This is a genomic window from Wolbachia endosymbiont of Anurida maritima (genome assembly GCF_042182995.1).
Lineage (GTDB): Bacteria > Pseudomonadota > Alphaproteobacteria > Rickettsiales > Anaplasmataceae > Wolbachia.
Window position 1 is genome coordinate 349,438 of sequence record NZ_CP102058.1, and the last position, 14,378, is coordinate 363,815.

The 14,378-nt window shown below is 34.3% G+C and carries 12 protein-coding genes, 1 other RNA gene and 4 pseudogenes; 10 read left to right on the forward strand and 7 right to left on the reverse strand.

Annotated elements, in window-relative coordinates; all coding sequences use genetic code 11:
• The 4 genes and pseudogenes from NOX90_RS02025 (at position 1) to NOX90_RS02040 (ending at position 5,033) form a co-directional block, all read left to right on the forward strand.
• The gene (locus NOX90_RS02025) at positions 1-384 is read left to right on the forward strand and encodes a transposase (protein ID WP_375604573.1); all 384 of its coding nucleotides are present in this window, start codon (positions 1-3) and stop codon (positions 382-384) included.
• Between the two features lie 248 nt (positions 385-632).
• Positions 633-1,808 carry a multidrug effflux MFS transporter gene (locus NOX90_RS02030; RefSeq protein WP_375604345.1) on the forward strand — a complete coding sequence of 392 codons (1,176 nt, stop codon included), beginning with the start codon at positions 633-635 and terminating at the stop codon, positions 1,806-1,808.
• Between the two features lie 57 nt (positions 1,809-1,865).
• Positions 1,866-3,578: an ankyrin repeat domain-containing protein gene (locus tag NOX90_RS02035; RefSeq protein ID WP_375604346.1), complete on the forward strand. Its 1,713-nt coding sequence runs from the start codon at positions 1,866-1,868 to the stop codon at positions 3,576-3,578.
• A 143-nt stretch (positions 3,579-3,721) separates the two neighbouring features.
• A pseudogene (locus NOX90_RS02040) lies at positions 3,722-5,033 on the forward strand (IS4 family transposase).
• Positions 5,034-5,074: 41 nt separating this feature from the next.
• On the opposite strand, the pseudogene NOX90_RS02045 reads toward NOX90_RS02040, so the two are convergent.
• Positions 5,075-5,356: pseudogene (locus tag NOX90_RS02045) on the reverse strand (IS256 family transposase); the annotation flags it as partial.
• A gap of 133 nt (positions 5,357-5,489) precedes the next feature.
• Here NOX90_RS02045 and ssrA point away from each other — a divergent pair.
• The 4 genes from ssrA (at position 5,490) to NOX90_RS02065 (ending at position 8,489) form a co-directional block, all read left to right on the forward strand.
• Positions 5,490-5,829, forward strand: a transfer-messenger RNA (tmRNA) gene (gene ssrA / locus NOX90_RS02050).
• A 21-nt stretch (positions 5,830-5,850) separates the two neighbouring features.
• The gene (locus NOX90_RS02055; protein ID WP_375604347.1) at positions 5,851-6,279 is read left to right on the forward strand and encodes a ClpXP protease specificity-enhancing factor SspB; all 429 of its coding nucleotides are present in this window, start codon (positions 5,851-5,853) and stop codon (positions 6,277-6,279) included.
• A gap of 233 nt (positions 6,280-6,512) precedes the next feature.
• Complete coding sequence (gene murD, locus NOX90_RS02060; protein ID WP_375604348.1) at positions 6,513-7,892, forward strand: UDP-N-acetylmuramoyl-L-alanine--D-glutamate ligase; 1,380 nt, start codon at positions 6,513-6,515, stop codon at positions 7,890-7,892.
• A gap of 6 nt (positions 7,893-7,898) precedes the next feature.
• Positions 7,899-8,489, forward strand: a complete 591-nt coding sequence (locus NOX90_RS02065; RefSeq protein WP_375604349.1) for a COQ9 family protein — start codon at positions 7,899-7,901, stop codon at positions 8,487-8,489.
• A gap of 1,456 nt (positions 8,490-9,945) precedes the next feature.
• On the opposite strand, the pseudogene tnpC reads toward NOX90_RS02065, so the two are convergent.
• A pseudogene (gene tnpC / locus NOX90_RS02070) lies at positions 9,946-11,256 on the reverse strand (IS66 family transposase).
• A 10-nt stretch (positions 11,257-11,266) separates the two neighbouring features.
• Positions 11,267-11,428 carry a transposase gene (locus tag NOX90_RS02075; RefSeq protein ID WP_375604350.1) on the reverse strand — a complete coding sequence of 54 codons (162 nt, stop codon included), beginning with the start codon at positions 11,426-11,428 and terminating at the stop codon, positions 11,267-11,269.
• A gap of 46 nt (positions 11,429-11,474) precedes the next feature.
• Between NOX90_RS02075 and NOX90_RS02080 the strand changes: the two genes are divergently transcribed.
• Together NOX90_RS02080 and NOX90_RS02085 are read left to right on the forward strand one after the other, a co-directional pair.
• The gene (locus NOX90_RS02080; protein WP_375603621.1) at positions 11,475-11,717 is read left to right on the forward strand and encodes a transposase; all 243 of its coding nucleotides are present in this window, start codon (positions 11,475-11,477) and stop codon (positions 11,715-11,717) included.
• Positions 11,718-11,781: 64 nt separating this feature from the next.
• Positions 11,782-12,003 (forward strand): annotated as a pseudogene (locus NOX90_RS02085) (transposase); the annotation flags it as partial.
• A 108-nt stretch (positions 12,004-12,111) separates the two neighbouring features.
• Here the strand turns inward: NOX90_RS02085 and NOX90_RS02090 are convergent.
• The 4 genes from NOX90_RS02090 to NOX90_RS02105 form a co-directional block, all read right to left on the reverse strand.
• The gene (locus tag NOX90_RS02090) at positions 12,112-12,570 is read right to left on the reverse strand and encodes a transposase (RefSeq protein ID WP_375604575.1); all 459 of its coding nucleotides are present in this window, start codon (positions 12,568-12,570) and stop codon (positions 12,112-12,114) included.
• A gap of 64 nt (positions 12,571-12,634) precedes the next feature.
• Positions 12,635-12,877 (reverse strand): transposase, encoded by a 243-nt coding sequence (locus NOX90_RS02095; protein WP_375603621.1) that lies wholly within the window; start codon positions 12,875-12,877, stop codon positions 12,635-12,637.
• 150 nt (positions 12,878-13,027) lie between these two features.
• Positions 13,028-13,576: a 16S rRNA (guanine(966)-N(2))-methyltransferase RsmD gene (gene rsmD / locus NOX90_RS02100; RefSeq protein WP_375604351.1), complete on the reverse strand. Its 549-nt coding sequence runs from the start codon at positions 13,574-13,576 to the stop codon at positions 13,028-13,030.
• A gap of 123 nt (positions 13,577-13,699) precedes the next feature.
• Positions 13,700-14,287: a hypothetical protein gene (locus NOX90_RS02105; protein ID WP_375604583.1), complete on the reverse strand. Its 588-nt coding sequence runs from the start codon at positions 14,285-14,287 to the stop codon at positions 13,700-13,702.
• Between the last annotated feature and the right edge of the window lie 91 nt (positions 14,288-14,378).

Here is a 14,378-nt window from a genome sequence, read left to right on the forward strand (position 1 = left end):
ATCGTTGTAGATACTCTAGGTCTTGTAATTGCTGCTGAAGTACACAGTGCAAGCATTCAAGATCGTGATGGTGCACTAAATCTTTTTGTTCAAGCCAAATGCAAAGCTCCAACATTACGTAAGTTTTTTGCTGATCAAGGATATACAGGTAAATTGCAAAACCGCTGTTTATTGGAAACTGGATGTTTGTTGACGATTACCAAGAAAGTAGTTGATACAGGATTTCAGGTTATTCCTAAACGTTGGATTGTTGAGAGAACCTTTGCTTGGCTCTCCAATTTTAGACGTATGAGTAAGGATTATGAGCATTCTCCTCTCACTTCAAAAAATAACATCTTTTTTAATATGATCACTATTATGCTTCACAAATTAGCTCATTCTTGAGTTTGAAGACATGCTCTAAAAGTAAAACACAACGTTCTTGATTACGTTAAATTAAAAACTAGATCCAAGTAGTCATGGCACTGACTCTACTGGATAGAGCCTTCACAGGCTTTTTCTCGAATAGCTACCCTTAATTTCAGTAGTTAAATTAATATACTAATGAAAAAAATACACTATAATTAAGCGTATTTAATCCAATAAATCATTAAGTGAAAACAGCTCTTTCGCAAAATATCATCTCTCTTATTATGATATTGTCTGTAGCAATTGTCGATATGGCAACTGACCTATACTCAGTTGCACTACCAAGCATTGCCAATTATTTCAAAGTAGAGGGCAGTGTAGTGCAGCTTACAATTAGCTTAAATCTAGTTGGATTTGCAGTGTCTGGATTAATTTATGGTCCATTATCGGACCATTATGGTAGGCGTCCAATGATGCTGATTGGTATGACAATTTTTACTTTGGCAAGTGTCATGTGTTATATAGCCGACAGTATTATGCTCTTGATACTAATTCGCTTCATACAAGGAGCAGGGGCTGGTGTTGCAGGTGTTGTTGGGTATGCAGCAATAAGGGATATGTACTCGGGTAGTGAATACTCGAGAGTAATTTCAAAGTTAAATATGGTAGTGGCACTCTCACCTGGAATAGCTCCAGTGGTGGGCAGTTATATAATTTCACATGGATATAGTTGGAAATTTTTGTTTTTTATTATATCACTTGCGGCAATTGCTATGCTTATTTTTATTTACTTTAAGTTACAAGAAACACTCACTGTGAATAAAAGTACAACTAATGTGATTGTTAATATCTTCAAGCAATATATATCAATATTTAGAAATTATCGTTTTCTTGGGTTTTCAGCCATTCATGGATTAACTTTCATGTGGCTTTGGGCATACATTGCTAACTACCCTTTCATATTTGAATCGATGGGCATTGAAGTACAGTATTTTGGCTACCTCATATCGATCATAGTCATATTTTACATAATTGGAACTTTAATTAATAGAAGATATGTGCCGAAAATAGGGGTGAGCAAAATGCTAATAATAGGTTTGGTGTTACCGATAATATCCGATAGTTTATTGGTATATTTTTATTTCGTGGACAAGTTGAATATATTCATTCTTCAAGTTGCCTGGATTCCAGCCAATATCGGACTTGCATTAATAATAAGCAATAACGTAACTTCTGCTTTAGAAACGATCAAAGGTATAGGGCTTGGTAGTGCAGTCCTCTCATTCTGCAATATGATGTTTGGGGCCATTGGAATATATATAGTAGGAAAATTTTTTCGCTATGGTATTTTACCAAATTTACTATTAACAATAATATGCTCTACAATTGCGATTCTTATGTACAGCCGGCTCAAATATACTGAAAAACACGGGCATTATTTGCGTGATCCAGGAACATAGAGTTTATGGGTTATTAATGATTTTGCCGTGATAATATAATTTTATAGGAGGTGTAGAATGAGTAATAATTTAAGTGTAAGTATTAGAGAAGAAGGAAAATCCTATGCTAAAAGTAAATATTTTTCTGATAGCCAAATATTAAACCATGATTACCAAGATAAACTAACTAGCATTGTGATAAACTCTCATTGCTATCTAAATGGGGGTGAAAGAACGAATTTAGCTGAAAATATTGATCAGGTTAGAAAAATCTTCTCGGAACACACTGACAATAATATCAAGAGTGTGTGGATCGATATTTTTGATATTACAAATCTTGATACTGACAAGTTCAAAAAAAGAGAAATAGAAGGCGGTCAAGAGAAGCACTGGAAGAACAGTATTCATGTAAGATTTGGAGGCGTTCAAGGTAAAGTGTTAGTTTACTCATGGCTTGATATCGATCAGTTTAACCAAGATAAATGGAATAATCTCTTATCACAACTTGATAGAGATTATACAATAGATTTAATAGGAACTGGACCACTTACATTTAAATATAAAGACTTTAATTATCGTGTATATCCTCCACTCTTTGTTTCTTCGGATGATGAGGAATCTTTCCTTAACAACCCCCAAGTTTATAACTTCTCACCAACAGAAGTAAATAAGATTATAGAAGATATCAAAGAATCTCATCAATCAATAGAAAAGAAAATTATTGATCGTTACCAATCATTAAAAAAAAGTTTTGCTGAAATTAACAAAGGTTATATAGAGATAAAAGCTGGTATCGGTGAAAACAATGTAAAGAATTTTACTGATGTATCCTACACAAACGGATCCGACGGTATTGACAATAACCCGATAAAAGAAGCATTTATTAAAGAAGAAGAGCTTTACAAAGCAGGGAGTATGTTACATAACGCTGTTTACATGAACGATGAACCTCTTTTAAAAGGGTTATTAGGAAATCCATCTTATGATGTTAATGCAGTAAACACAAATGGTAGAACCCCTTTACATTTAGCTGCCAAATATGGCAGAAAAGACATGGTAGAAATGCTATTAAATAAAGAGGCGAAGGTTGATATAGCAGATAACAGTGGCAGGACTCCTTTACATTTAGCTGCCAAATATGGCAGAAAAGACATGATAGAAATGCTATTAAATAAAGAGGCGAAGGTTGATGTAGTAGATAATCGTGGTAGGACTCCTCTACATTTGGCTGCTGCAAATGGCCATAAAGAGGTAGTAGAAGCCCTATTGGGAAAAGATGGAATCAACGTTAATGCAGTAGATGAAGATGGAAAGACTGCTTTCAATTTGGCCACTGATGACGAAATAAAAACTCTATTGCAACCCACAGAAAAATCTAATCCAGTGGATGAATCACTGAAGGATAGTGAAGGGGTTCAAAAGGAGAAGGAGGAAGAAGAAGATGTTGCTCCCAAAGAACCTGCACAGCCTGTTTCCACAGAACCTGCACAGCCTGTTGCTCCCAAAGAATCTGCACAGCCTGTTGTTCCCAAAGAACCTGCACAGCCTGTTTCCACAGAACCTGCACAGCCTGTTTCTACAGAACCTGCACAAACAGAAGAACAGCCTAGCTCTTTTTTTGGTAGTTTGTTTAGTATACTTATGAAGCCTTTTTCATTAATTGCATCATTTTTTGGTGGGTTTTTTTCATGTTTGTTTGGGTCTGATGAGCCAATACAATCATCATCTGAATCTGACCAAACAGTTGTATTAGAATTATCAAGTGATCCAGGAGACAATAACATAATATAGCTAAAGGTTTACTAGATTCCAGTCAGCGCAAAAGGGAGTGTTAAATGAACCATACGCGTCAAGTTAAGGAAAGAAGGTATAAAAAAAGACAGAATAATAAGGTATAAGTTCTCCCAAATATGTTTTTAGTGAGAGAACCAATGATGAATAAGATAACTTGCCTATCAAATAACCTCAACAAATTTTTTAATAAAAGGGCAGATGAGGTATCAATTGAAACAGGATTTATAAAAAGGAAGAGAAAACTGAGCGGTTCATCATTCATAAAAGCTATAATTTTTGGCAATATAGGAATTGAAAATTGCAGCATAGATGCAATGTGCCAATTATTAAATGAAGAATCTGTAGTAATAACGAAACAGGGTTTAGATTTTAGGTTTACTAAAGAAGCAGTGGAGTTTATGAAAAGAATGTATAATGAATCTATGGTTTTATTTAACAATACCTTGCAAGTTGATTGCAGAATATTGCAGCAATTCAAAAGCGTCAAGTTATTGGATGTAGCTATATTAGCCTGCCTAACAGTATGGAAAACATGTATAAAGGGTATGGCACTAGTTACAGTGGTTATGAAAGTAATACTAGATCTGGAATAAAGTTGCAATTGGTTTTTGATTACCTAAATCAAACGTTAGACCAACTTAACATAACAGAGGGAATAAGGTCAGATCAAGGATATAGAAAACATTTAAGCAATATATCGAACAATGATTTGATAATATCTGATCTAGGTTATTTTGTACCAAGTTCTTTCAAACAAATTGATGAAATAGGGGCTTATTTTATAAGTCGTTGATACCAACATATATGATATAGAAACAGGTCAAAAAATAGAGTTATTGGAATGTTTAGAGGATAAATTGTTTCTAGAAAGTGAAGTATTATTGGGAAAAGAGGCAAAGATTAGAGTAAGAATTATATGTCAAAAGCTAACTGAAGAACAGTCTATGGCTAGAAGAAGGAAGGCTACTAGATTAGCGAAATCACATGGATACACATCTTCCAGAAAGAACCAAAAGTTACTGAGTTGGTCAATATTCATAACTAATGCTCCAGATAGAAAAATGAGTGCTGAGCAAGTATTAACAATTTACAGGGTAAGGTGGCAAATTATTTAAATTATATAAGAGCCATATAAAGCTTGATGAGCTAAAAGGAAAGCCATACAGGGTACTATGTGAATTATATGCTAAATTGTGTGCAATTCTTATATTCCATGGAATGGTTAGTTGTACAGAACTGGAAAAAAATACAGAACTTAGCTTAACAAAGGCATTTATTGAGTTCAAAAGGCGGGTTAGAGGGTTACTTTTGGCACTAAATAATAAAATTAATAACTTGAAAATTTTCCTTAAAAAGCTTACCAAAACTTGGTCTCAATTTTCATTGAAAGACAAGTATAGGAGAACTAGAGTGTCCACCTTAACTTCCCTAAATTTGCTCACAATCTCTTAACTTGACGCGTATGGTTCAAAAAAGTGTGTCAAACCGCATTTTTAGTTCAACTCAATTTTCAATCTATCTGGAAAGAAAATATCAAGTTGAGAGATAGTTAATGCCCAATCAGATATAGGCATCGTCCACTTTTCCTCTGCCTTCTTTATAGCACAATATACCTGTTTATACAAGCTAGTAAATGAGCCCTTAGTTTTAGTGAATTTTCTAATCTGTATATGCAACCCCTCAATAGGATTAAATTAGCCTCCTCAGAATACTTAAAATAGCCGGATCCAATTATTCTGCCACGATTTTACAACCAATGGATACTTTTCTCTCCATAATTATTTCTGACTTTTTAGTTCAGTTTTTAACCATTCTTTCCTCAACTGAATGGCAGTGAACCTTAGGATAAACAGGCGAAGTAATTTTTTACTGAATTTTGTTTTAGCTATCAATCAACCGAAGCTCAAATATCTTGACATTTATTTAATGTTGCTATATAATAGCTATGTATGTTTTGTGTACTATAGCAATAAAATTACCTTGTAATAGGTGTATTGGACCCGAGGGCAGTACTCGGCGCCTCCACCATGTTTTTTAATTTATATGGGGGCGAATAAGGATCGACATGCATAGTAAAGATGGTAGCTTTGCTCGGTTAGACACCACCGCTAAGAGTTCATAATTTAAATGCAAACGATAATTTTGCTGCTGAAGACAATGTCGATGCAATAGCTGCTTAATTTAAGCACTATAACTTCATTGCTATAAGCACGGTTCAGGGAACGCCGGGTAACAGAAGTTCCCCAAAATTTACGTATGTAAAAGTTATATGGAACAAACAGATTACAAAAAATTGCTTAATTCTGTTAAGTTTCAAATTATCAAAAAGGCTTTAGATGTTATATCAGGTAATGGTTTTACCCCTCACTTAGAAATATTATTTTTCACATATTTTAATGGTGTGACCATACCAGATTATTTGAAAAAGTCATACCCTACTCAAATGCTTATCATATTACAGCATCAATTCTATGATTTAAAAGTTTCTGAGGATAAATTTAGCGTTAGTTTGAGTTTTCAAGGAAAACAAGAGCGAATTACTATACCGTTTTTTGCTATTAGTGAGTTTCGTGATAAAATTTCAGGAGATGTTTTAATATTTAGTATCGATTCTGATAAAGAATACAAAAGTGAAAAATGTACTGAAAAATTATCAAATGGTAGTATTATATCCATAGATCAACTGCGTGATAAATAGTTACTCATAAGAGGCTTAAAAGTCTTTTCTCTCGCTTTGACAAAACCTCTGAAGTTTTTATGGGCTTTTTAAATTTCGTGTAGACTCTCATTTGGCTTCTCTAAAATTTTGTCCACAGAGTCTGGCGAATAGTCTATTTTAGTCAACCACTTCAAAGGTTCTACTTTTTCTGGGTAAGGTCAGTTGAGACCTATGCAAGAATTCTGTTGTAGTTTGTACGATATCTTTATAAAATGGTTCGCATAAGTTATCTAACAGTGCAACTAAACAAATACAAAAATCAAGACGTCGCGGTTTTTGGTCTTGGTAAAACTGGTTTATCCAACATTAACGCCCTAATAAATAGTGGTGCAAGAATATATGCATGGGATGATCATGAAGAGCAAATAGCAAATGCAAAAATGATGTATAAAAAATGTAATTTTATTCATCCCAAGGAATATAATTGGTATGAGATCAATGCATTGGTTTTAAGCCCTGGAGTGCCAACAGAGACGCATTGGATAGTAAAACTTGCAAGAAGCTTTGATTGCAAAATAAAATCAGACATTGAGCTATTTCTTGAAGCTAAAACTACAAACCAGAAGGTAATAGGCGTCACAGGAACAAATGGTAAATCAACCACTACATCACTAATAGGACACATATTAAAATCTGCAGGGAAAAAAGTAGCTATTGGTGGAAATTTAGGCGTTCCTGTTTTGAATCTAGAAAGAGATGCAGAAATTTATGTAATTGAGTTTTCCTCTTTTCAATTGGAGCTGATGAATGAAATCAATGTGGATATCGCAGTATTGCTCAATATTACACCAGATCACATAGATAGGCATGGAAGTATGGAGAACTACATAGCAACTAAATTAAAACTGATAAACGGTAGTGAGATTGCCGTGATAGGATGTGACAATGAGATTACTGCTGATATATTCAACAAATTCACTGGAAACAAAATTCCAATCTCAGCTTCGGTGTCACCCTTCCAGCCACTTTTTCTGTCATCCCAGTGCCGGGACACTGGAAAACTAGAGAATCATAGCTTATCATTAAGCAACGTGAAAATAAACCTAATATCCAACGCAGAGAACATAGCAGCCGCATATGCCGTATGTAAGCTGCTTAAAATAAATAGCAACACTATTATCAATGGAATCAAATCCTTTTCAGGACTGGAGCACAGAAATGAACTACTTGGCAAAATAAGAAATGTGTTTTTCGTGAACGATAGCAAAGCAACTAATGCCAAGTCGAGCGAAAAGGCGATCTTATCTTATGAAAACATATATTGGATTGTTGGTGGAAAAAGTAAAGAGGGTGGAATAGAATCATTAAGCAAGCATTTTACAAGGATTAGAAAAGCTTTTCTTATTGGGGAATCAACCGAAGCCTTTGCAAACACTATGGAGAATAAAGTAGATTTTGTGAAATGTTGCAATTTGAAAAACGCACTTAAACTAGCTTTTGAAGAGGCCTTAAATAGCAAAGAAGAAGTAACTATATTACTTTCTCCCGCGTGTGCTTCTTTTGATCAATGGAAAAATTTTGAGGAACGTGGTGAGGCATTTTGTAGAATGTTTGAAAATCTCAGGTACAATCACACATGCTGTTTAGTATAATGCTACGTGGAACAAAAGTTAATAATAGATAAGCTAATTAGGGTTATTCCATTTGAAGGAATAAGCGATGAAACCCTATTAAAGGTGTGCACAGACCTTAATCTAGCTAATAGCTTTTGCAAATTTCAGAATGGAATATATAGCGCTTTGGAGTACATAGCAGAGGACTTAAATAGCTCAATGGAAGCTGAACTAAGAAATTCTAATTTAGAAGATATGAAAGTGCGAGAGCGAGTAAAGTTAGCTATTCAAATACGCCTTTCAAACTACGCTAAGCTACCGAATTATAAAGAACTTTTAAAAAATGTTTTATTATTCTCTGTATCACCAAAAAATACATATTTTTCTAGTAAACTTTTATACAGAACTATTAGCGCAATTTGGTATGGCATTCATGATCAATCAACAGATTTTAACTACTATACAAAAAGAGCAATATTAGCTGGAGTATACTTAAGTACAATACTCTTTTTTATTAATGATTATTCAGAAGATTTTGCAGATACTTTATCGTTTCTTGACAAACGTATCAACAATGTCATGACATTTCAAAAATTCAAAACTCGCTTACAAGGAATCATAGGAAATTTCTTATAGGTCTTTTATTATACTAGTTTTTTGATAACTCATATTCTCTTGATTTTTTTTTAATTTTTATGTTAAAGTAACTAAATATTCATTAACGATAAAATGAGAGTTATTTATTACACTGATGGTAATATCAAGCCAGAGGAAAATGCAAAACACGTGATAAACTTTTTTGGAGTATTGGGGTGTATTAAAGTTAACGCTCTTGGTAAAAATGCACTTAAGGGGCAAGAAAGTAAGTTAGTTAAGCATTATTTTGACTATCCCTATTTCTCTAGTATTGTTAATTCAGAATTCTTTCAAAAAGAATTAAATTCTGAAGANAAAAAATTCAATAGGAGAATAGTATCAATATATTTATGTTTTGCTATATCGTCTACTGCTTTTATTGTGTTGTTATACTTGGCACACCAGAATCAAAAATCAAAAAAGGTGCTTACGGGATTAGTTTTTACGTCGGTAGTGCTATCAATTTTGGCTACCATATGTTTTGTCGTACTTTGCTTATGGGTATTTTTTAATTTTGTTAAGGAAAGGTTTATCATACATAAAATAAAAAGCTTTTTGGAAAATGAATTCGGTCCTGAGTGGATAAAATGCTTTAAAAATAAACTTGTAGGCGAAAAATCAGAAACAAGTGCAGAAGCTCATGATCAGGAGNNTCAGAAAAAAAACAAAGATATAGAAGATATTATTGAATTCTTTTTGAAAAGAGAAAAGGTTGTAGCACTATATAAATTTCTAACAAACGGTGAAAAGTTAGTTCAGGCTGGAATGGCAATGGTAAACATGTTACTTGTAAAAGGTGTGCATCCAAACGATGTAATTTTGGATACTAATTCTCTTGGAGGAGGAATTGCAGCAGAAGTTTTAAAAAGGTTTGAAAAGCAAGGGATTTATTTGACACTAATTCACAGCAATTCTTATAGCTCACTTAAGGACACAGTCAGAGATTCTCCTGAGAGTTTAGTGAAATGGCTTCCCTCAATGCTTTTAAATTTCTGGTTTAGACATTGTGGATTAGATTTTAATTCACTGGAAATTGTAAAGAATACAAAATGTCCTGTGCTGATTGTTGGCAGGAAAGGAGATAAAGTAATCCCAGAAGACATGCAACTTGTTAACAAACTTTGCGATCAATTAACTAACGGAAAACTGTTCAGACAAAATATAGTACTTGAACACGATCCTCAAAACACGGAGTGTAAGAGCAAAAATATTCATGCTGATTACAAAGAACATTTGATTCACCGTCAGGATAACGGTAATGCAACAAGATACGAAGAAAAGGAGAAGCAGTTTATCGAAAAAGCACATAAATATTTGTTGGAAGGTGAATTTAATAGCAATTTTAATCTAGAAGACTACCCAAAAAGTAGTATCTCCGAAAGCTTGACGAAAATAGAACTGAAACCCATCAATGAAAAGCATATACAAGTTTAAGGTATCCGTTCAGCAGAGTGGTTTAAGAGACAATAGATAAGAGGTTTTGGAAAGGNNCCTTTTGTTTCCAAGTTAAGTATAATGAAATTATCCGTTCGAGGAATGTGTTTCCTAGTTCTGATTGTGTAAAATACGAATTTTTGCGGTAAACGACATAATGCCGAATTTGCCGTTCAGCATGGTTGTTTGTCAGCGGCTGGGTCATCTAAAAATTCCACATCATTCTTTCAGATTTCAAAATATTTTTTGCAACTCGAGAAGCTCCAATTACTTCAGGTAAGTGNNGCTTCAAGTAATACCTTGTACGTTTTCGCAACTTTCTGGCACGTCTAGTAAATCTTAAAACATCTATTTCACTTTTTAGTAAAGCTTTTTTCAGTGCAAATAATTCAGTGGCTACGTTTCTTAANNCCAGAACTTTAACTTCAATGTTCCAACTATGCGCTAACCTTTCAAAATCTCTTGATAAATGTGCCCAACAGATTTGCCTGTTTTTATCGGCAAAGTAGTTGTATGCTGCGTACCTGTCAGTTACNNTATTGCGATTGCAGAACTTACTATTTTGTAAAACCTTCATTCCTCTTGACTCTGTCAATTTTATAAAACTTGCTCTATTAGTCGTAAACATCCAGCACCAACCAAGTTTACCTTTGTTATAATGNNCATCGATATGCAGAACTTCACTTTTACTTACTTCTTGCTCGATTTGCTCATACGCTTCTTGGCATTNTTCTGCAACTCTAGCCTCGCTATTTGACACGCTACCAACACTGATGTCCAGGTTGAAAATATTTTTTATAATATTTTCTACTTCTCTTTTCGAGTTCTTGTAAAATCCGCTCAGCGCCGCGATTGTTGACTTAACTTTTGAACCAAATGTATCNNCACCTTCTGGTAGCCTGCTACTTTTTCTTTTTCCACACTTGCAACAGCGGCCNNATTGGTATTCCACAACATAAGCTGGCAAATCAACTTTTTGATGAATGTATGGTCCCTTGCATATTGCAATCTCTCCTCCGCATTCACAAGTAGATGACAACTTTACTTTTATCACCTCATCTGCATCCATTTTGGCGCGAAAACTCCCTTTATGACCAACCTGACCACCAACGTTTCTGTCGCTCTTTGGCTTGTCCTTTTTTATTTTGTACAACTCTCTAGAGCTTGGTAGAGATGAATTTTTCGAGTTTACNNTTTCCTTTAATTCAGCGTTCTCTATCTTTAAAGCCTTGTTCTCTGCTTTTAAACTTTCATTCTCTCTTTCCAGCCTTTCTATTTTTGCTTCTAACTTTTCTATTTTTTGCTGTAAATTTTTGCAAAGTTCTAAGAGCATGTCTTCAAACTCAAGAATGAGCTAATTTGTGAAGCATAATAGTGATCATATTAAAAAAGATGTTATTTTTTGAAGTGAGAGGAGAATGCTCATAATCCTTACTCATACGTCTAAAATTGGAGAGCCAAGCAAAGGTTCTCTCAACAATCCAACGTTTAGAGCATGTCTTCAAACTAAGTAGAAAGGAGTTAAGAAGTGTGTTATAAGATATATTTTAAATGTACCCAAGCGATATAAGTGACAAAGAATGGAAGATGATAGAGCAATATTTTGAACCTAAAAAGACCGGCAGACCAAGAAAACACAGTATCAGAACGATTATCGATGCAATAAGGTATGTGATGAGAACAGGCTGTCAATGGAGACAACTACCTAAGAATTTTCCACCATGGAAAACCGTGTATAGTTGTAATTCGCGTTTAAAAAAAGTGGAATATGGCAAGAAATTCATGATTTTCTAGTTAAAAAACTAAGAAAGATAATTGGTAAGAATGAAACTCCATCAGTAGGAATAATTGACAGTCAATCAGTAAAAACCACTCAAAAAGGGGATCCAGAGGATATGATGCTGGCAAGAAAGTAAAGGGTAGAAAACGCCACATCGTTGTAGATACTCTAGGTCTTGTAATTGCTGCTGAAGTACACAGTGCAAGCATTCAAGATCGTGATGGTGCACTAAATCTTTTTGTTCAAGCCAAATGCAAAGCTCCAACATTACGTAAGTTTTTTGCTGATCAAGGATATACAGGTAAATTGCAAAACCGCTGTTTATTGGAAACTGGATGTTTGTTGACGATTACCAAGAAAGTAGTTGATACAGGATTTCAGGTTATTCCTAAGAGCATGTCTTCAAACTCAAGAATGAGCTAATTTGTGAAGCATAATAGTGATCATATTAAAAAAGATGTTATTTTTTGAAGTGAGAGGAGAATGCTCATAATCCTTACTCATACGTCTAAAATTGGAGAGCCAAGCAAAGGTTCTCTCAACAATCCAACGTTTAGGAATAACCTGAAATCCTGTATCAACTACTTTCTTGGTAATCGTCAACAAACATCCAGTTTCCAATAAACAGCGGTTTTGCAATTTACCTGTATATCCTTGATCAGCAAAAAACTTACGTAATGTTGGAGCTTTGCATTTGGCTTGAACAAAAAGATTTAGTGCACCATCACGATCTTGAATGCTTGCACTGTGTACTTCAGCAGCAATTACAAGACCTAGAGTATCTACAACGATGTGGCGTTTTCTACCCTTTACTTTCTTGCCAGCATCATATCCTCTGGATCCCCTTTTTGAGTGGTTTTTACTGATTGACTGTCAATTATTCCTACTGATGGAGTTTCATTCTTACCAATTATCTTTCTTAGTTTTTTAACTAGAAAATCATGAATTTCTTGCCATATTCCACTTTTTTTAAACGCGAATTACAACTATACACGGTTTTCCATGGTGGAAAATTCTTAGGTAGTTGTCTCCATTGACAGCCTGTTCTCATCACATACCTTATTGCATCGATAATCGTTCTGATACTGTGTTTTCTTGGTCTGCCGGTCTTTTTAGGTTCAAAATATTGCTCTATCATCTTCCATTCTTTGTCACTTATATCGCTTGGGTACATTTAAAATATATCTTATAACACACTTAACTTAACTCCTTTCTACTTAGTTTGAAGACATGCTCTAAAAGGTTTACCACATTTTTACTCTATGATTATCTTTTTAGATCACCTTGTCTACCTTATTCTGCCACTCCGCTGAACGGATACAGTTTAAGTTAATAGAGAAAGAAAAATTATTCTTGCTATACCGTAAGTACGTTCCAGAATTACACCAAAATTTTTATTGCACTCAAAACCTTCGTTTTTCCTAATCTCTAGAATTATCAATGCATCATTGCTTAACCAGCCTGAGTGAGCTAATCCATTCAACGTTGATTCAACTAAATTACTATTATAAGGTGGGTCTATAAAAACTATGTTGCACTTTGAAATAGGTTTTGGTAAGCAGTTAGCACTGCAACAAATTAGCGTAACATTGTCCGTAATTCCAAAATCTTCTGCTGTTTTTTTAGGCAGTTGCAAATTGTAATAATCTGAATCCACCATGAACGCATGTTTAGCACCGCGAGAAAGCGCTTCAAATGAAAAAGAGCCACTACCACAGAACAAATCAAGTACATTCAAATTATAAATAGGTTTTCTTGAGGAAAGCATGCTAAATATTGCTTCTCGAACAATACTCATAGTTGGTCGTGCAGCTAAGTGCTTGCCTGTAGTTATTTTTCTTCCGCGATATTTGCCTGCAATAATGCGTAGCATACTAAATGAGCTCCAAAATAATTAATTATTTATACTATAAGATTAATGTCAATATGGCTTTTAGCAGTTTAATAGAAAGAAGCTACCAGAGTTACTTACAAGAAGAATACAAATACAAGACCATCAGTTGTTTTTCTTTGATTTGCCTGCTGCATTTATTGCTTGACCAATCTCATCTTGTAAACCATCATAATCATTTCTTTCATCACGATTTATCCCTTCAATTCTGCTTTCTAATTCTAACTTAATTATAGTATTGATTTTATCTATATCATCTAGAAAGCCTTTACATTCTTCATTACTATATTCCTCACCAGATGCCTTTTTTTCAATAAATAGGCTTTTAAACTCTGCTAAATCTGAATTCTGATCGGTATTTAGCACAACATTTCTCTCTATGAAGCTAAGATCAGATAGTAATAAACTAACCTCGAGTAGATCTTCACTTTTAATATTTGCAAGATTATTAAGGTTATCTAAAATGTTAAACGCCTTAAGCTCTTCCTGCGCAATTTCTTGATCTTCCTTATCAAATTCAGACGATAAACTATGATTATCTACAAATTTCTCACTCAAAGCTTTATTTAACCTAGTGAGGTCGATATTGTTGTCTGGTGTGTTGTCTAATAGTAGATCTACTCTCGCCCTACGCGCATTTAAAATGTCGTCGTAGTCATTTAACTTTATGTTACCGTCTTCGTCTTGCTGCAAACCATAATATTTTAGTCCTTTAAAGTTATGATTNNACTCGCCATTGTCATCCTCATTCCTATCTCTTTCTCTTGGCTCATCCGGTACCCCT

Coding starts and splice junctions, on each gene's coding strand:
- NOX90_RS02055 (WP_375604347.1), top strand. CDS start 5,851: ATGGAACAAACAGATTACAAAAAATTGCTTAATTCTGTTAAGTTTCAA.
- rsmD (WP_375604351.1), bottom strand. CDS start 13,576: ATGCTACGCATTATTGCAGGCAAATATCGCGGAAGAAAAATAACTACA.
- NOX90_RS02095 (WP_375603621.1), bottom strand. CDS start 12,877: ATGTACCCAAGCGATATAAGTGACAAAGAATGGAAGATGATAGAGCAA.
- NOX90_RS02030 (WP_375604345.1), top strand. CDS start 633: ATGATATTGTCTGTAGCAATTGTCGATATGGCAACTGACCTATACTCA.
- murD (WP_375604348.1), top strand. CDS start 6,513: ATGGTTCGCATAAGTTATCTAACAGTGCAACTAAACAAATACAAAAAT.
- NOX90_RS02080 (WP_375603621.1), top strand. CDS start 11,475: ATGTACCCAAGCGATATAAGTGACAAAGAATGGAAGATGATAGAGCAA.
- NOX90_RS02035 (WP_375604346.1), top strand. CDS start 1,866: ATGAGTAATAATTTAAGTGTAAGTATTAGAGAAGAAGGAAAATCCTAT.